The organism is Paraburkholderia jirisanensis, from assembly GCF_054782355.1.
Map to the genome: position 1 here is coordinate 428,041 of NZ_BAAGSQ010000025.1, position 17,149 is coordinate 445,189.

Annotated in this window: 15 protein-coding genes and 2 pseudogenes; 12 read left to right on the forward strand and 5 right to left on the reverse strand. The window is 60.2% G+C overall.

All coding sequences use genetic code 11. The annotated features are described in order from the left end of the window. Positions 1–56: 56 nt before the first annotated feature. The 11 genes and pseudogenes from ACYVNQ_RS13700 (at position 57) to ACYVNQ_RS13750 (ending at position 10,679) form a co-directional block, all read left to right on the forward strand. The gene (locus ACYVNQ_RS13700) at positions 57–1,022 is read left to right on the forward strand and encodes an LnmK family bifunctional acyltransferase/decarboxylase (protein ID WP_460903040.1); all 966 of its coding nucleotides are present in this window, start codon (positions 57–59) and stop codon (positions 1,020–1,022) included. Then, a complete protein-coding gene (locus ACYVNQ_RS13705) occupies positions 1,019–1,288 on the forward strand; it encodes an acyl carrier protein (RefSeq protein WP_460903041.1) in 270 nt (89 codons plus the stop codon). Before ACYVNQ_RS13700 ends, ACYVNQ_RS13705 begins: the two co-directional genes overlap by 4 nt. Next, positions 1,285–2,514, forward strand: a complete 1,230-nt coding sequence (locus tag ACYVNQ_RS13710; RefSeq protein WP_460903042.1) for a hydroxymethylglutaryl-CoA synthase family protein — start codon at positions 1,285–1,287, stop codon at positions 2,512–2,514. The genes ACYVNQ_RS13705 and ACYVNQ_RS13710 overlap by 4 nt, the downstream gene beginning before the upstream one ends. A 29-nt stretch (positions 2,515–2,543) precedes the next feature. Beyond that, positions 2,544–2,819, forward strand: coding sequence for a phosphopantetheine-binding protein (locus ACYVNQ_RS13715; protein WP_460903043.1), 276 nt, complete (start codon positions 2,544–2,546; stop codon positions 2,817–2,819). Beyond that, the gene (locus ACYVNQ_RS13720; protein WP_460903044.1) at positions 2,795–4,069 is read left to right on the forward strand and encodes a beta-ketoacyl synthase N-terminal-like domain-containing protein; all 1,275 of its coding nucleotides are present in this window, start codon (positions 2,795–2,797) and stop codon (positions 4,067–4,069) included. Before ACYVNQ_RS13715 ends, ACYVNQ_RS13720 begins: the two co-directional genes overlap by 25 nt. A gap of 12 nt (positions 4,070–4,081) precedes the next feature. After that, positions 4,082–4,777 (forward strand): annotated as a pseudogene (locus tag ACYVNQ_RS13725) (thioesterase II family protein); the annotation flags it as partial. 30 nt (positions 4,778–4,807) lie between these two features. Beyond that, positions 4,808–5,296: a VOC family protein gene (locus tag ACYVNQ_RS13730; protein WP_460903579.1), complete on the forward strand. Its 489-nt coding sequence runs from the start codon at positions 4,808–4,810 to the stop codon at positions 5,294–5,296. Positions 5,297–5,422: 126 nt separating this feature from the next. Further along, positions 5,423–7,585, forward strand: a complete 2,163-nt coding sequence (scpA, locus tag ACYVNQ_RS13735; RefSeq protein WP_460903580.1) for a methylmalonyl-CoA mutase — start codon at positions 5,423–5,425, stop codon at positions 7,583–7,585. A gap of 34 nt (positions 7,586–7,619) precedes the next feature. Continuing rightward, positions 7,620–9,008 (forward strand): cysteine--tRNA ligase, encoded by a 1,389-nt coding sequence (gene cysS / locus ACYVNQ_RS13740; RefSeq protein WP_460903582.1) that lies wholly within the window; start codon positions 7,620–7,622, stop codon positions 9,006–9,008. A 440-nt stretch (positions 9,009–9,448) separates the two neighbouring features. Then, positions 9,449–9,696, forward strand: a pseudogene (locus tag ACYVNQ_RS13745) (helix-turn-helix domain-containing protein); the annotation flags it as partial. A 356-nt stretch (positions 9,697–10,052) separates the two neighbouring features. After that, entirely contained in the window at positions 10,053–10,679 is a 627-nt protein-coding gene (locus tag ACYVNQ_RS13750; protein WP_460903045.1) for an EF-hand domain-containing protein, read from the forward strand. Positions 10,680–10,789: 110 nt separating this feature from the next. On the opposite strand, the gene ACYVNQ_RS13755 is transcribed toward ACYVNQ_RS13750, so the two are convergent. Then, on the reverse strand, positions 10,790–11,350 hold the full coding sequence (locus tag ACYVNQ_RS13755) for an acetate uptake transporter (protein ID WP_460903046.1): 561 nt from the start codon (positions 11,348–11,350) through the stop codon (positions 10,790–10,792). Positions 11,351–11,785: 435 nt separating this feature from the next. On the opposite strand from ACYVNQ_RS13755, the gene ACYVNQ_RS13760 reads away from it, so the two are divergent. Continuing rightward, positions 11,786–12,073 carry a hypothetical protein gene (locus ACYVNQ_RS13760; protein WP_460903047.1) on the forward strand — a complete coding sequence of 96 codons (288 nt, stop codon included), beginning with the start codon at positions 11,786–11,788 and terminating at the stop codon, positions 12,071–12,073. A gap of 81 nt (positions 12,074–12,154) precedes the next feature. Here the strand turns inward: ACYVNQ_RS13760 and ACYVNQ_RS13765 are convergent, their stop codons facing one another. The 4 genes from ACYVNQ_RS13765 to ACYVNQ_RS13780 all read right to left on the reverse strand — a co-directional run bounded on the left by ACYVNQ_RS13765 (position 12,155) and on the right by ACYVNQ_RS13780 (position 16,982). Beyond that, complete coding sequence (locus tag ACYVNQ_RS13765) at positions 12,155–12,889, reverse strand: flagellar hook assembly protein FlgD (RefSeq protein ID WP_460903048.1); 735 nt, start codon at positions 12,887–12,889, stop codon at positions 12,155–12,157. Between the two features lie 304 nt (positions 12,890–13,193). Beyond that, positions 13,194–14,630 (reverse strand): MmgE/PrpD family protein, encoded by a 1,437-nt coding sequence (locus ACYVNQ_RS13770; RefSeq protein WP_460903584.1) that lies wholly within the window; start codon positions 14,628–14,630, stop codon positions 13,194–13,196. Between the two features lie 76 nt (positions 14,631–14,706). Beyond that, positions 14,707–15,600 (reverse strand): polysaccharide deacetylase family protein, encoded by an 894-nt coding sequence (locus ACYVNQ_RS13775; RefSeq protein WP_460903049.1) that lies wholly within the window; start codon positions 15,598–15,600, stop codon positions 14,707–14,709. Between the two features lie 17 nt (positions 15,601–15,617). Continuing rightward, positions 15,618–16,982 (reverse strand): amidase family protein, encoded by a 1,365-nt coding sequence (locus ACYVNQ_RS13780; RefSeq protein WP_460903050.1) that lies wholly within the window; start codon positions 16,980–16,982, stop codon positions 15,618–15,620. Between the last annotated feature and the right edge of the window lie 167 nt (positions 16,983–17,149).

The following is a 17,149-nucleotide window of genomic DNA, read 5'->3' on the forward strand; positions in this document are numbered from 1 at the left end:
GCGGCGACAGGAGCTTCGACCCATTCCGTGACAACTGCGAAGCGAGTGCCGTATCGATGACTGCATTTCAATTGAGCAGCGCCGGGTACGAGCCGGATACGCTGACGCCGGCAGGTAGCCAGATGCTCGAGCGCCGCGTCACGATCAAGCCGGCCATGTGCGGACACAACGCGCGTCTGGCCGGTCAGATCGGCGACTGGACATGGGAGGCGGTGAGCCACCTGTGCGGCGTCAATACGTTTCGCGCCACCGATGCGCAGGGTGAGCCGACCTACCTGTCGTTCTTTTACTACCAGCTGATCGGCGACCAGAGTTTCCATCTGCGTGTGCCGACGTTCGGCGATCGCCTGCAGGTGGTGTCGCGCTGCTACGGCTTCGGCCCTGAGTCGATCCTCACCGTGCATCGCCTCGCGCCGGCTGCGCGTGCGTTGCCGGCCACGCTGTCGATCGACGAAATGCTGCACGACCGGCGCCCCGGCTGCCTGTATGCGCAGACATTCAATCGCTGGATCCAGCGCGGCGCACACGGCGGCAACCGGGATCTCCATTCGGCGGCGCCAGCCGGCTTCCGCCACGAGCATCTGGAACGCCTCGCGCCGGCGCTGTCGCCACGCGCGGCATACGACGCGGCCCGCCGCGCCGGCAGCTTCGTCGCGCACGACAGCGCGCTGACGCTGCGCGACGAAACCGTGCTGAGCTATGAAATCGACATGGGCCGCGATCTGAACGGCGTGGGGCTGCTGTACTTCGCCAGCTACTTCGAGATCGCGGACAGCGCGCTCGCGCGGATGTGGCGTCAGCTCGGCCGCAGCGACGCGTCGTTTCTCGAGCGGGTGGTGCCGTCGCAGCGCCTGCTGTTTCTGGCCAATGCCGACGCCTGCACGGCGCTGGCGATCCGTATCCGCCGTTTCGAAGATGCCGCCGGCCAGTCCGCCCGCGAGGTCTTCGACATCAGCATTGCCGAACGCGACGGTGCTCGCGTGCTGGCGATCATCGAACTCTGCTGCGAGGAAAAAGCGTGACTGCACGATCGGACAACGTGTTGCGCGATACGCGCGACCAGGTGCACCAGACGATGCTGGAAATCATGCCGGCGCTGGGCCCGGCCGGCATCGACGAGAGCCGCCATTTGAAGGACCTCGGCGCCGACTCGGTAGACCGCGTCGAAATCATCATGACGCTGCGCGAGCGCTTCGGCCTTGCGGTGGAAATGTCGCGCTTTAGCGACGTGCCGGACCTGCGGACGCTGATCGCATTGTTCGCGGCATTGCGCGAGGAGGCGGCATGAGCGAGATCGGTATCGAACTGCTGAACGTCTACGCCGGCGTCGCGGCGATCGACACGGCGGAACTGTTCCGGGGCCGTGGCCTCGACCTCGAACGGATCGGCAACATCCAGCAGGAGCGGCGCTCGCTCGGGCTCGGCTTCGAAGATCCGGTCACCAGTGCGGTTCATGCGGCCCGGCCGATCGTCGAGCAGCTTGGCGAAGAGGCCGCGCGGATCGAAATGCTGATCGTCTCGACCGAGTCCGGCGTCGACTACAGCAAGTCGCTGGCGTCTTATGCGCACAAGTATCTGGGCCTGGGTCCGCATTGCCGCTTTCTCGAAGTCAAACAGGCCTGCTACGGCGCCACTGCGGCGCTGCAAATGGCCCTCGGCTATCTGGCTTCCGGCGTCTCGCCGGGCAGCAAGGCGTTGATCATTGCCACCGATATCTCGCTGGTCGATGCGCGCGCCGGCTATGCCGAGCCGTCCACCGGCTTTGGCGCGGTCGCCATGCTGCTCGGCGATGCACCGCAGGTGTTGACGATCGATCGCGGCGCATTCGGCATCTACAGCTACGAAACGATGGATTCGGCGCGGCCGCTGCCGACTCAGGACATCGCCGACGTCGACCGTTCGCTGTTCGCGTATCTGGATTGCCTCGCCAATAGCTTCAAGGACTACCGCACGCGTGTGCCGGAGGCCGACTTCGTGGCGAGCTTCGCTCAGCTTTGCATGCACACGCCGTTCGCCGGCATTGTCCAGGCAGCGCATCGCAAGATGATGCGCGAGGTCGCCGGTGTGACCGATCCGGCGCTGCAGCAGCAGGATTTCGCGCGCCGTTTGCAGGCCTCGCTGGTCTACCCGCGCCAGGTGGGCAATCTGTGTTCCGGTTCGCTGTATCTGGCGCTCGCCAGCATGATCGAGAACCGCAGCGGCAGCGAGCCGGTGCGGATCGGCCTGTATTCGTACGGTTCGGGTTGCTCGTCTGAATTCCTGAGCGGCGTGGTCGACGCGCGTTCGCGCGCGGCGCTCGCGCCGTTCGGTATCGGCGCCGCGCTGGCGGCGCGCACGCTGGTGTCGTTCGGACACTACGAGGAACTGTTGCAGACCACGCTCGGCGCGATCGTGCCGGTCGAGGCGCGCACGATCCGCGTCGAAGACTACCTGCCGCTGCTGCCGGCCAGCCGCCAGCGCATGCTCGCGCTCACCCGCATCAGCGGCTATCAGCGCCACTACGAGTGGATCTAGCGGCTGCCAACCATAGAAAGGAAAAGAACATGACCGATGCCCTGCAAATCGACAAGGATCTGGAAGACCAGGTGTTCGCAACGATCGTCCGCAATATCGGCGAGTTGATGCCGGGCGTCGACACGGCGCAGATATCGATCGCCGGCAAGATGGCCGACTACGGCTGCAACAGTATCGACCGCATGGACATCGTGTGGAAGACGCTCGACGATCTGCAGCTCGATATCCCGATTACGCAATTTTCGGCCGTGCATGACCTGCGCAGTCTGGTGCGCCTGTTGTGCAGCTTCATGACGGCGCGCTGATCGTGGCGCACGACATCGTTGTGACTGGTCTTGGTGCCGTCAGTGCGCCTGGAGTGGGTCGCGGCGCGCTGTTGCAGGGGCTGCGGCAGGGACGCAGCGCGATCGTCCGCTGCAGCGATCCAGAGCTTGCGTTGCCGGTGCTCGCGCCGCTGCCCGACTGCGATATCGCGACGCTGGCCACAGACCTCGGCATCGACAGTGCATCGAGCGCTTCGCTGCAGCGTATCGCGCGCCGCGCCGGCACGCCGCTGCGCGCGGCGTTGCTGGCTGCCGCGCAGGCGTGGTGCCAGTCCGGCACGCAAGCGGCGGCCGAGCGCGTCGCGCTGATCGTCAGCGGCTCGAATCTCGACCAGCGCGCGGCGGCGCAGTCGATGGCGCGCGTCGCCGGCGGGCGGGCGGTGCGTCCGAGCTACGCCAGCGATTTCATGGATACGGATTTTGTCGGCGCAATCAGCGAGGCTCTCGGCATCAAGGGCGAAGGCTATGTGGTGGGCGGCGCATCCGCCAGCGGCGGTATTGCGCTGGCCCACGCGCGCCGCGCGTTGTTAAGCGAGGAAGTCGACGCAGTGTTGGTGGTCGGCGTGCCGATGATGTTGTCGAATGCCGAAATTTCGGCACTGTCGGCGGTCGGCGCGTTATATCGCGATGCCGTGCCGGCGGCACATGGCGCACTGGTTTGCCGCCCATTCGATCGAGCCGCGGCTGGCTTCGTATACGGCCAGGGCAGCGCTGCGATGTTGCTCGAGCGGGCCGGCGCGTCTGGAACTCCAGCCGGGCAGCCGCTTGCGCGGCTAGCCGCCGCAACGATGGGACTCGATGCGAACCGCTCGACCAATCCGAGCGTGTCCGGCGAGGTGGCGACGATGCGGCGCGCGCTGCAGCAGGCCGACCTCGACGCAGCGGCGATCGGTCTGGTCAGCGCGCATGGGACGTCGTCGGTGCTCGGCGACCAGGTCGAGGCGGCCGCGCTAGTCGAAGTGTTCGGCGGCAACGCGCACAGTCCGTGGATCAACATGCCCAAGGCACTGCTCGGCCATTGTCTTGCAAGTGCCGGGCTGCTGGAGGCCGTGGCGCTGGTGTTGCAAATGCAGCATGGCTTCGCACACGCGAATCCGGCTCTGGACCAACCGATCGACAGCCGCCCGAAGTGGGTCGGCAAGCAGGCGGTGCCGTGCCGGATCGATGCCGCGATGTCGAATAGCTTCGGCTTTGGCGGCATTAACTCATGCCAGATTTTCACTGCTTATTAGGAAAACGCAACGATGCATAAGAGCTGGATTGGCGCGCGCTCGCAGGCGACCGAGTCCGCTGCGCAACGGCTGTTCTGTTTTTCGCATGCGGGCGGCGGCACAGCGTTATACAAGCCGTGGCGCGCGGCATTTGCCGACGATGTCGACGTTTGCCCGGTGTTGCTGCCGGGACGGGAAGCACGCATGCGCGAGTCAGCCTATCGCCGCATCGAGGATCTGATCGATCCGCTGGTCGATGCGCTCGCGCCGCATATGGATCGTCCATTCTCACTGTTCGGCCATAGCATGGGCTCGATCGTCGCCTTCGAAGTGGCGCGCCGCGTAGTGGGGCGAGGCTTGCCGTTGCAATCGCTGCTGGTGTCGGGGCGCCGCGCGCCCCATTTGCGCAGCCCGCGTCCGCCCGTGTACAGCCTTGAGGATGCCGCATTCATGAATGCGATCCGCCAGCTTGGCGGCACGCGGGACGAGGTACTGCGCGATCAGGCAATGTTCCATATCTTCATGCCAGGTCTGCGTGCCGACTTCGAACTCAATGAGCGCTATACCCCATTGATCGGCCATCCGCTTGGATGCGAAATCGTGGCGTTCGCAGGCGACGAGGATTCACAGGTCACCGAAACGGAACTGATTGCGTGGCGCGAAGTGACCAGTGGGCCGTTCTCGTATCACCTGTTGAAGGGCGACCATTTTTATCTGCAGGCGGCGCCGCAGCCGCTGCTGGAGCTGGTGGCGGGCCATCTGCGCGAGCGTCAGCCAAATGCACAGGCGCGCCGCAATGCCGTTAGCCAGGATCCCCGCAGGCCGTTCGAAGTTCTCGGCGTGAACCATGTCGCAATCGGTGGCAGCGACAAGGAACGGCTCGCGAACCTATGGGTGAATCTGCTCGGACTGCGAGTCTCGGGGCACTTTCGCAGTGAACGGGAAAACGTCGACGAAGACATTCTGGTCGCCGGCACAGGTGCCGGCGCCGTCGAGATCGATCTGATGCAGCCGCTCGATGCCGCACGCAAACCCAATGTGGCGAGACCTCCCCTAAATCATGTCGGACTGACGGTCGACGACCTCGATGCGGCTGTGCAATGGCTCGCCACGCAAGGCGTGCGTTTCACCGATGGCGGTATCCGGCAAGGTGCGGGCGGTGCTCGCATGGCGTTTATCCATCCGTCGGCGAGCGACGCGTTCCCCGTCTGCGGCGAGGGCGTGCTGATCGAACTGGTGCAAGGCTAGCTCGCACCGCCGGTGCACCAGGACCGGATTCCAGCAGTCGATGTGCAGCAAATGGCCGGACGACCCTGACTCTTTCATCGGAGAAAGACCATGCAGGACGCTTGCAGCAATGACGTGCCCGAACCTCTGGGCGACAGCAGCGCGGATGTCGGCAAACTGCAGCGGGAAATCGAACAGATTCCGCTCAAGCCGGTATATACCGCAGCCGATACCGCCACGCTGCCTTTTCAGAACACCTTGCCGGGGGCGGCCCCTTATCTGCGCGGCCCCTATGAAACGATGTACACGTCGCGGCCATGGACCATCCGGCAGTACGCCGGATTTTCCACTGCGCAGGAATCCAACGCTTTTTATCGCACCGCGCTGCGCGACGGCGTCGACGGCATCTCGGTGGCCTTCGATCTGCCCACCCATCGCGGCTATGATTCGGACGATCCGCGCGTGGCCGCCGACGTCGGCATGGCCGGCGTGGCGATCGATTCGGTCGAAGACATGAAGTTGCTGTTCGACGGCATTCCGCTTGATCGCGTCTCCGTGTCGATGACAATGAATGGCGCGGTGCTGCCGGTACTGGCGTGCTTCATCGTCGCCGCGCAGGAGCAGGGCGTCGAGCCGCAGGCGCTCACCGGCACGATTCAGAACGACATTCTGAAAGAGTTCATGGTGCGCAATACCTATATCTATCCGGTGCGCCCGTCGTTGCGGATCTCGACCGACATCATCGAATATTGCGCACAGCATATGCGCAAGTTCAACTCGATTTCGATTTCCGGCTATCACATGCACGAGGCCGGCGCATCGCCGACACTCGAACTAGCCTTTACGCTGGCCAATGCTCGCGAGTACGTGCGGGGCGCATTGGCCCGCGGTCTGGGTATCGACGAATTCGCCGGCAGACTGAGTTTCTTTTTCTCGGTCGGCATGAATTTCTATCTGGAGATCGCCAAACTGCGGGCGGCCCGTCAGCTGTGGTGGCAGATCGTCGGCGAATTCAATCCGCAAAGCGAACGCTCGCGTATCTTGCGCACGCACTGCCAGACGTCGGGCTGGTCGCTGACGCAGCAAGAACCCCACAACAATGTTGTGCGCACCACGATCGAAGCATTGGCGGCGGTATTCGGCGGCACGCAATCGCTGCATACCAACTCGCTCGACGAAGCGCTGGCGCTGCCCGGCGAGTTCGCGGCGCGCCTCGCGCGCAACACGCAGTTGATCATCCGCGAGGAAACGCGGATTCCGGAAGTCGTCGATCCGTGGGCAGGCTCGTACATGATGGAGTCGCTGACGCAGCAGATCGTCGCCCAGGTGACGCAGATCATGGAAGAGATCGACCAGCTAGGCGGTGTGGTCGATGCGATCGATTCGGGATGGGCGAAGCGCAAGATCGGCAACGACGCGTCGCGCAAGCAGGCGCGGATCGATACGGGAAAGGACGTCATCGTCGGCGTCAACAAGTACCGGTTGGCAAACGATGAAAAACAGACCGATATCCGCCGGATCGACAACAGTGCGGTGCTCGGCGAACAGGTCGCCAGAATCCGTCAGCTGAAGGCCGCGCGCAATCCTCGTGACGTCGAAGGCGCACTGGCCGCGCTGCGCCATGCGGCGGCGAACGAGCCGTCCCACCCGGACGGCGGCAATCTGCTCGAGCTGGCGATTTGCGCTGCACGCGCGCGCGCCACCGTCGGTGAAATATCCGCGGCGCTTGAAAAAGTGTGGGGCAGGCATGCCGTGAAGACCGAAGTGCTGGCGGGCGTGTACGAAACAGCGTTCGCGAGCGACCGCCGCTGGTTGAAACTGCAGCAGGATCTCCGCCAGTTTGCCGCTCTTCATGGTGCACCGCGCATCATGCTGTCCAAGCTCGGGCAGGACGGACATGATCGCGGGATCGGCGTGATTGCCGGCGCGCTGCGCGATCTCGGCTTCGATATCGTCACCGGGCCGCTGTTTCAGACGGCCGATGAAGTGGTGCGGCTCGCCGCAGCGTCGAAGGTCCGCGCGATCGGCATTTCGTCGCTAACAGCGGGTCACCGGCACTCGATTCCAGCCTTGATGGACGCGATGGATCGGCAATTGCCGCGCCGTTTGCCGGTGTTTCTCGGAGGCGTGATACCGGAAGCCGACCACGACGAACTACACCGGGCTGGCGTGGCCGACATCTTCGGGCCAGGTACGCCGATCCTCGAATCGGCGGCGCGTATCTTCGAGCGGATCGTGGCGCACACCGGCACGGGCATCGCGTCGGCGCCTCGCGGCCAGCAGATCTTTGCCAATGTTTCGTCAGCCTGACGACAACCAACCTCGAAATACGCTCGGCGCTACCATGGAAATTCTTCTGTACGACACGTGGGAACGGACGGCTCGGCCCTTCAAGCCGGTGCACACCGATTGGGTGGGCCTGTATTGCTGCGGCCCGACAGTGTACGACTATGCGCATATCGGCAATTTGCGCACGTATCTGTTCGAAGACGTGCTGCGGCGGACCCTCGAGTTCAACGGATACACGGTTCGGCACGTGGTCAATATCACAGATGTCGGCCATCTGCTGTCCGATGCGGACGACGGCGAGGACAAGGTGGAGCGCCAAAGCCGACGTAGCGGTGTGTCGGCATGGGAAATCGCGCAACGTTTCACCGACGCATTCGTCGCCGATCTGGAGCGGTTGAATATCCGGCAGCCCATCGTCTGGTGCAAAGCGACCGAGCATATCGCCGACCAGATCGCGCTGATCGAGGCATTGGATCGTAATGGCTACACCTATGCCACGCCCGACGGCATTTACTTCGATACATCGAAGCAATCCGCATACGGGTTTCTGGCCCGGCTCGACAAGGACGGACTTGAAGCTGGCGCGCGAGTGTCGATGGGGGATAAACGCCACGCCACCGACTTTGCATTGTGGAAGTTCAGCGCGGCACACGAGCACCGGCAGATGGAATGGCAAAGCCCGTGGGGCAGAGGGTTTCCAGGCTGGCACAGCGAGTGTTCAGCGATGTCCTGCAAGTATCTCGGTCCGTGGTTCGATATTCATTGCGGCGGCGAAGATCATATCCCTGTGCATCACACCAACGAGATCGCGCAGAACGAAGGGTGCTACGGCACACGCCTTGCCAATTTCTGGATGCACGGTTACTTCCTGCAGGTGGATCAGGCGAAGATGTCGAAATCAAGCGGGGATTTTCTTCGTTTGCAGACACTGATTGACGACGGGGCTGATCCGCTCGCGTTTCGTTACCTTTGCCTGGGTGCGCATTACCGCGGGCACCTGAATTTTTCGACAGCCGCGTTACAAGGAGCTAGCGCTGCGCTTGAGCGGCTGAGAGAAAAGTTCCATGGCTGGCCGAGTGGAGGAGTACCCAACGAAGCGCTTGTCGAACGGTTTCTGCAGGAAATCAATCACGACCTGAATACGCCGAACGCGCTTGCGCTGGTGTGGGAAATCGTGAAAGGCAGATTGCCCGAAGCAGACAGGAAAGCGACCATCGCCCGCTTCGACGAGGTGCTTGGATTAAGCCTCGATCAATGGCGCCCAGAGGAGGCCGTCGTGATTCCCGAGGCAGTGCGCGAACTCGTGGAGCGACGCGCGCAGTGCCGTGCGCGCCGCGACTGGCGCGAATCGGATGCGCTGCGCGACCGAATCGAAGCGCTCGGTTACGCAATCGAAGACGGGGCGCCGGGTACCCGCGTGAGGCAGATTCGGACGAGCGGGTGATTGTTGCTGGTGAGACTGGCAAGGTTGTCTGAAGCGCCACGCGCCCAAGGCACATGCAGAACATCCGCTGCCTCCCGTGGTGTCCGCTCTCGCACCCTGCAAGTCATCCGGGTTGCTCGAGTGCTTCTGCGCTCGACGCAGGCAGAGCTACGTCTACTCCGCGTCGCCACTCAGGTGCTGCGTCACTCGGACGTTCCAGTGTCGGCTTCACCCTGATGACCGGTCGTCCAACCAAATGGCGGCACATACTGCATACAGCGACTTCTCCATGGTGTTTTTTAAAGTTGACATAAGATAAATTAACAACGTTTTGGATGTCAGGGCTTTTTAGTAATGTCCGCTTCTGGCCAAGTTCAGATGTCCGCTTTGCAGCAGCCTAAGCTTGTCCGGCGTCGATCCTGCGGCGCCGGAGGCTGCGATGGCTGCGCAGACGGATCACGATGACGATGCACGAACTCGACCGGTTCAGGGTGATTCAGGACGTGGCCGATGGCCTGCTGATGCCATGGCGCGCTTCCGGGCGGCTCGGGCTGACCACCCGGCAGATCAGGCGACTGGTGGCGCGCTTGCGTGAGCACGGACCAGCCGGCCTGGTATCGGGCCGGTGCTCGAGGCAAGCAATAACAGGCTCGATGAGGCGACGGCCGACCGGGCGCTGGCCATCATCCGTGAGCGCTATGCCGATTTTGAGGCGCCGCTGCGGCAATGGTTGCGCCCACAACAACTACCAACCGACGTAAACCCAAAAACGATTCCTTGTTCATTTCTATATCCGCATCTTAAGAAGGCGTGACCGCTGCCACTTTAATCTCGCCGAGATGCGCCCTTTCCCATTTGATCGTTGCTCAGAGGCGTTCGGGGTGATTTCATCTGCCGCGGTGTATTCGCACGATATAGGGGGTTATTCCTCCACTCCTCCCCATATCGAAAACGACACAGGCCATTACGATTGAATAGATAACAGGTCGGCTCTGCTCAGTCTCATCGCAGGTTTCGCGCCGCTCAATCCCCCGTTGACACGACTAACACAGTGGAGTGCCAGTCATGAATCTATCGCCCCTTGGTGGACTGTTTACGAATGAAATCACCCGACTCAACACCAAACAATCGTCCGGTGACGACTTCGGTGCTGGTTTCAACATTGCCGTTAACACACCACCCGCTCAAGCAACGCCGGCTACACCCTCTGCTTTGCCCGGCGAAAGCTCGACCACTGCTCATCACGTAGATTTTGATCAGAATGCCGACGCAATCGCGAGGCTCGCGGGGGAAGGCGTCACAGCCACGACGCTCTACTACAATCCACTTGCATCGCATATCCCAGGATCGCGCGTGCCCGAGGGACCCTTACCGCTCATTCCGCTCGATGGGAGTGTGTCCAAAGCGGATTTCCAGAGAATCATTGCGCAGTATGGCGGCAGCGACACTCAAGCGAGCCAGCTTTTCGACACGTTCGATGCCAATGGCGACGGGTCGATTTCCCATAGCGAGTTCCTGGCAGGTGTCGCCCAGGTGAACCTCGACGGTGGCAACACCGCATTTGCACAGACGCTCGGCGCGTTGGTTGATAACCATGGAAATCATGACGGCAGCCTCAGCGAGTCGGAACTCGTTGACTTCGAAACCGCCTTCGTGCACGCCGAGACGCCCAATCAGACGAGCATTGGGTGACCATGCCACGCAGCCGGATTGCATTCCTGACGATCGGTTCGACCGCGTCGATCTTCGCGGTCAAATCGCCGGATCTGCAAGTGCGTATGTGTATTGCGTGTGCTGCTTATCTAACCGACAGGTAACACAGATCTTCCGTGCGCATCGTTAATTACGATAGCGGCAGACAGATAGAACGCTGACAGCGCTGTCAAGAAACCGGCATATCCGGACAACGTCCGCAGAACGGTCGACGCCAACCATTCGCTACCGGCTAGCAGAAAATACACAATCCATAGCAACAGGAAAACGATCTGCAGCGCCCGCGGCGAGCGCAATGAAGCGACCCACATGTATAGCGTGAAGACTCCCCACAGAAAGAAATACCAGCCGACAAATGCCGACGGGACGTGGCGAGACGACTGAACGAACAGCGCATACGACAACCAGAACGACCCGTAACCGAGGGAAGACGTACCGCCGAAAGTATTACCCCTCAGAAATTCCAGCACGCCTGCAATGACTTGTGCCCCACCCCCATAGATGAATGCGCTCGCGACAACAAGCCCGGAAGCGTCGCCAGGAAACCATCCGGCATTGATCATGCTCGACAACCATGTCGTCAGTCCAAAACCTGCTAAACCCAAGGCCGAGGGGTCACCTAATTTCAATGGCATGATCGCGTCACTCACCGTCCCTTTCAGAAGTGGACTTTTTTCGAAAGCGGAGCCATTGCGTCACGAGCCTGCCCAATGCAATCGAATGGCAGTAGGCGCTCGTCCCGCAACTCATCTAACACTATATAGTGAGGCCGATTCCACTGCGCTGGTTTTGGCAATGCACGTAATCGTCGGGAATGCCCGATAGCATCGAATTTTTGCTCGTTCGGCTCAGTCCGTTAATGTCGAATCTGGCATGCCGATTTTCGACACAACTCCTGTCAAATTAGAGTCGTGCATATTCTGTATTGAACTCCAGGATGTCTCAATTTCCAGAATGATGATTTCGACATATAGCGTACAAATTTCCGGGGCGATCGACATACACTACGTTGGCAGGTCGCGGGAACATTTCGAAACAATGGTCGGCGCGACGTCTTAAATCTATTGAAATTTAAAGGGTTAATCATGAAGATCAAACTGACGGCGATTATCATTGCGGCAGCATTGAGTGGAACTGCTTTTTCCGCATTCGCAAGCGGCTATGGTCCCGCACCGTTTTATCGACCATCGGTCGGCGCGCCGGCTTCCCAACGCGGTGTGAGTACGCAAACGCTGCACGCCGAAGCTCAAGACGCGAATGAGAAAGCCGATGCGTATGGTGGCGTTCGTGACGACGATTCACAGGCGGGCAAGCGTGCGGTCGGGTCTGGCAATACGACTTCAAGCGAAGGTTGGCTGTATCGTCACCATTGAGCGTGACAAGTTTGGCAATGTGCAAACCGGGTGGCCCGAATCGGCCTCCCGGTTGCCATCCTCCAACGGATGAGAGTTACTTCAAAAAAGAGCAGAGACTCCACCGTTCAGCGGAACCGTCGTGCCGTTGTTGAGTAGCAGGCCAGTCGTTCCGTCCTGCTGCTGGACCACGCCGCTTACCGCGAGCCCTGTCAATGCCACTGGCGCGGTCGCTGACGGATCGGCACCAACGTCCGTCACAGTAAATGCATAGTTGCCCGCGGGCAGCGGGTTGCCTGCGTCGTCGGCCGGGGGCCAGCTCGTGAGGGGCACAACGCCCGCCGCCTGTTTGCCCATGTCGATGGTACTGACCACCCTGCCTGTATCGTCGCGAACCTGGAACTTAAGATCCGTGGAGTCAACAGCAAGCTTCGCACCAAAAGGCGAGGTCCCCTCCTTGTCGCTTTGCGTTCCGTCGGCGTTGTTAAGAAAGTCAACTCTGAATGTATTGCCAGGCGTAAGTACAGCATGACCAATCAGGCCGCTGGCCTGGCCCGTCTCACTTGCATTGAGCTGTGACGACAACGATTGAAGCGACGTATTGAGCTGCGCTATGCCACTCACCGTATTGATCTGCGCCAGTTGGGAGGTCATTTGTGAGCTGTCCATTGGCGAGGTCGGATCCTGATTTTGCAACTGCGTGACGAGGAGTCGCAGGAAAGTCTGCTGCAGGTCTGCCGCCGATGTACCCGAAGTCTTGTTTGGACTCATCGAGTCATTCATCAAGGCCGAAGTATTGCTGCCATTGTTGCCGATCGTGGTGTTGGACGAAGTCATGTTGAATTCCTTTTTTAGACGTCGCATACCGCAGGGGAATGCGGTACGAAGGTTTCCTGCACGATCATATTTTGTGCGTTACGTAACGCACTAGCTTGGCGAACAACAGCAAAATTTGGTCTCTTATTAGCGCTTTCAGAGAATTAGCCTCTGATAGAAAATCACAGGAAATCGCTATTCCGGATTTTCCGTATAAACTGAGTTGACTGAATCATCGGAATGCCGCGATTTATTGAACTGTTGAAACGCCGGAATAGTCTCCCACTTGTAATAACCGCCGGCGATACACCGGCGGTGTCCCGCTTCAGACCGGTTCAGCCAGGAGCGCGAGCAGGCTACCAAGAGGGTTTCGATCGAGCGACAGCACTGCATCGCGAATCTGGTCAGCTCGTGCCGTGGAAAGAACGCCGTCGACGTTGGCATAGTACTTCTCGACGACCTCGTCATTGCTCACCGGCCGGTCGGCAGAGCCACGGTTGACGGCCTCACGATGCGCAAGGCTGCGCCCATCGGCAAAAGCAACGATGACTTCACCCGAATGATGACGGGGGAAGTTCGAGTCCGGATCAATCTCGTAGTCAACCTTCGCGGCAAGCGCCAGAACCTGCGGATCGGTTACGGCGTCGTCCTGCAATTCATTCAGCGTGAACCGTCCTTTCAGCAAGCCGGTAGCCACGACATAGGGAATGCTGAACTGAGCCTCATAGGCGTTAGCAGGTAGGCGCTTCGCTGCCACGGGTTCGCAAACGGTTTTCACCACTTCTCGCGGAACTTTGACGCGTACGCGTCTTACCGCATCGGCGGCAGAAATGGCGAGCTCATCAACCGTGCGCTGAAACTCGTCATGCAGGATCGTAGCTGCATCGGTTGCCGCGTGCGCAAATACACACGCTGGAATGGGTTTGACTGCGACCTCCATCGTCTGCCACACGTCACCGAGTTCGCTCGTAGCAAGAGATAAATCCACCAGGTTCCGGACTTCCCCGAGATAGCTGGTGTAAAGACCGAACCTACCCTCATACGGCTCCTTAGGCCCGATGAAGCCCTCCTTGGCAAGGGTGGCGGCTGTCATTCCAACCCCTGCTGCCCAGCCAGGCTGTATGCGCTTGGTCCATGCACCCCCTTGCAAAAATGCCTGGCTGCCACTTGCCATGGAAAGCGCGATGCCCTGCGCCATCCAGGCTTGCTGCTGCGAAAGCCCGGCAAGACGCGAGGCGGCTACTGCACAGGCGAAGGCGCCCACCACGCCGGTCGGATTAAATCCGGTTTCGTGAAACCCACCGTTTCCAGCGGCCGTCAGACGCGCGCCAACCTCTACGCCGGCAATGTAGGCAGCGAGTAGCTCCAGTCCGCTTGCCCCATGCAATTCAGCCAGACCCAGTGTGCAAGGCAACAGGCTTGCCGTTGCGTGAATCACACCGCGCGTATGGGTGTCGTCGAAATCGAGTCCGTGCACGAGCAGTCCGTTCATCACCATCGCATCTCTCGTCTGGAGGCTTCGGCCGTGCCCTATTACTGTGGCAGTCCCGCTCCCAAGGGATTGCATGGCTGCCATTGTCACTTTGGTGAAGGGGTAGCCTTTAGTGGCGTAGGCAAGTCCAACCGCATCGAGAACCAGATGTTTCGCACGCGCTCGCACCTCTTCCGGAATACGATCCGGCACTACCCCCATCGCAAAGCGGGCCAATTCCGCAGCTATTCCTTCGCGATGCCCATCCTGCCCGCTTGTGTTCAGATTCATCACACAGCCCTTCCAGAGTTAAGCTAAAACAAGCCCCGGGCTTGTCACCCGGAGCAGCAAGTGAGCCCTCCATCGATCACGGCCTCGTGATGATTGAAGTCGCCCCCCTGTGCCGGAAGTCGTCTGCAATCTGTTCGAAGGTGGCGAACCGGACTCCGTCATGAGCCGAAAAATAATCAATCAGCCGTTCGAGCATCAACAGGACCTGAGGACGCCCCGATACGTCCGGGTGAATGGTCATCGGAAAAACGGCGTAGTCCATCTCCCGGTAAACCCAGTCGAACTGGTCGCGCCACAGCGATTCGATATCGCGCGGGTTGACGAACCCATGGCTGTTGGGTGCGTTCTTGATGAACATCATCGGCGGCAGGTCGTCGAGATACCAGCTGGCGGGTATTTCGACCAGCGCCGTCTCCTTGCCACGCACGAGCGGCTTCATCCATGCATCGGGATGTTTCGTGTAGTCGATTTTCGTCCAGCTGTCGCCGACACGCACGTAATAGGGTTCGAAATCCTTATGCATGAGGCTGTGGTCGTACGTGATCCCCTTCTTGAGCAGAAGCTCGTGGGTGATCGGGCTCAGCTCCCACCACGGCGCTACGTAACCCGATGGCGCGCGCCCTGCCAGCGCGGTCGCCAGCGCGATACTCCGGTCGAGCACCGCCTCTTCCTGTTCGGGTGTCATCGAGATGGGATTCTCGTGGCTATAGCCATGAATGCCGATTTCATGGCCTGCGGCCGCTACGGCTTTCATCTGCTCAGGAAAGGTTTCGATCGAATGCCCGGGAATAAACCAGGTGGTTTTGATTTCTTTACGTTCAAACAGGTTGAGAAGACGCGCCGAACCGACCTCGCCGGCAAAAAGCCCGCGCGATATGTCATTGGGCGAGTCATCTCCACCGTAGGAACCTAGCCAACCAGCCACGGCGTCAACGTCGACACCGAACGCAATCAGAATCTCTTTAGACATCTGTTCGTCTCCTCAGCTCAGGAAATTTTCATATACCGCTCTACCATCTGCGCGACCGCCAGTAGCGCATCGTCGTCGCCCGTTACGCGAATCAATTGGATACCCATCGGCAAAAAGCCGCGGTCGAATCCCGAAGGCATGGCAACAACTGGCGCATCGAGAAAGCTCGCCGGCATTGTCATCGCAAGTGTTTTCATATTGACCGCTGCGAACAGATCCGGATTCGCCTCAAGAGGCTCGAGCAGAGGTGGCGTACGGCTGACAGTCGGCATGATCAGTGTTGCCTGTTGCAATTCGCGCCTGAACGACGCCTGCAATGCGCTCCTTGCCGCCAGCAGTTCGATTCTTCGCGAGGATGGGAAATGTCTGCCAAGTTCAAGGCGCGCGCGCACGCGAGGATCCAGTAGCGCCGCAGCATCTGAATCTAGAAGATTGCGATGGGTATCGAATGCGTCGAGTGCGCCAATCCACCCCCTGTCCAGAATCAGCTGATGTACACGGGTTAGCGTATCGAAGACGCACTCTTTGACCTGTGCACCCGCGTCTCGCATGTCGCCAATGAAAGACGTGAAGTTAGACGCAACTGAATCGGAAACCTCATATCGTTCGAGCAGCGACGGATCGAAGACGAACCGTCGGTTATGAAGCTTACCCACGGCTTCGCGAAACGGCACGCCGCGCACTGCACTATCGAAGGCCCTGCAATCTGCGACAGTGTTAGCCAGCGGCCCAATGGTATCGAGCGTTCCCGACAGGCCGATCATTCCTGCGCGAGAATAACGGTCGATGCTCGCCCTGTAACCGACAAGGCCGTTGAACGCCGACGGAATCCGGATGGAACCGGCGGTATCGGTGCCCACGGAAACCGGTACGACTCCGGTGGCAACCGAGATCGCCGCGCCTGACGAAGACCCACCGGGCACACGCATGCCTCTGTCGATGGCGGGGTTAGTGGGCGTTCCGAAATGCGGATTCAGTCCCAATCCCGAATAAGCGAACTCACTAAGATTTGTCTTGCCAATCGCAATCAGACCGGCGCGCTCTGCCTGACCGATGAGCGCGGCGTCTTCAGTTGCAGGACTTGCCGCAGACAGCAACGCTGACCCAGCCGTGGTGACGAGTCCAGCGATATCGAATAAATCCTTCCACGCAATGGGTATTCCATCTAGTGCGCTTAGCGGTGCTTCCCGGCGCCATCGCTCAGCCGATGCCTCCGCAAGACTCAACGCACGTTCCGTGTTTATCACCGAGATAAAAGTCTTGTGATCGCGTGCGGCACGATCGAGCGCCGCAGTCACGACTTCGACCGGGCTGCTAAGTCTCCGCGCGAAGGCCTCGGCCATGGCAAGTGCTGAAATGGGTGCCGGGAAGGTTTCATGCATTGACGTCACCTTCCGAATCAACCTCGAACGTGAACACGAAACGGACGTCAAAATTGCACCGACGCTCCAGACTGAATTGACGCTCTCTCCGCAATTCCATCTTGCCGCTCGTTGAAAGAAGGTTACGGAATGGTAGATGCCTTCATCGGGAGAGAACAGCGCGTGAG

Coding starts and splice junctions, on each gene's coding strand:
- ACYVNQ_RS13700 (WP_460903040.1), top strand. CDS start 57: ATGACTGCATTTCAATTGAGCAGCGCCGGGTACGAGCCGGATACGCTG.
- ACYVNQ_RS13710 (WP_460903042.1), top strand. CDS start 1,285: ATGAGCGAGATCGGTATCGAACTGCTGAACGTCTACGCCGGCGTCGCG.
- ACYVNQ_RS13715 (WP_460903043.1), top strand. CDS start 2,544: ATGACCGATGCCCTGCAAATCGACAAGGATCTGGAAGACCAGGTGTTC.
- cysS (WP_460903582.1), top strand. CDS start 7,620: ATGGAAATTCTTCTGTACGACACGTGGGAACGGACGGCTCGGCCCTTC.
- ACYVNQ_RS13750 (WP_460903045.1), top strand. CDS start 10,053: ATGAATCTATCGCCCCTTGGTGGACTGTTTACGAATGAAATCACCCGA.
- ACYVNQ_RS13760 (WP_460903047.1), top strand. CDS start 11,786: ATGAAGATCAAACTGACGGCGATTATCATTGCGGCAGCATTGAGTGGA.
- ACYVNQ_RS13765 (WP_460903048.1), bottom strand. CDS start 12,889: ATGACTTCGTCCAACACCACGATCGGCAACAATGGCAGCAATACTTCG.
- ACYVNQ_RS13770 (WP_460903584.1), bottom strand. CDS start 14,630: ATGAATCTGAACACAAGCGGGCAGGATGGGCATCGCGAAGGAATAGCT.
- ACYVNQ_RS13775 (WP_460903049.1), bottom strand. CDS start 15,600: ATGTCTAAAGAGATTCTGATTGCGTTCGGTGTCGACGTTGACGCCGTG.
- ACYVNQ_RS13780 (WP_460903050.1), bottom strand. CDS start 16,982: ATGCATGAAACCTTCCCGGCACCCATTTCAGCACTTGCCATGGCCGAG.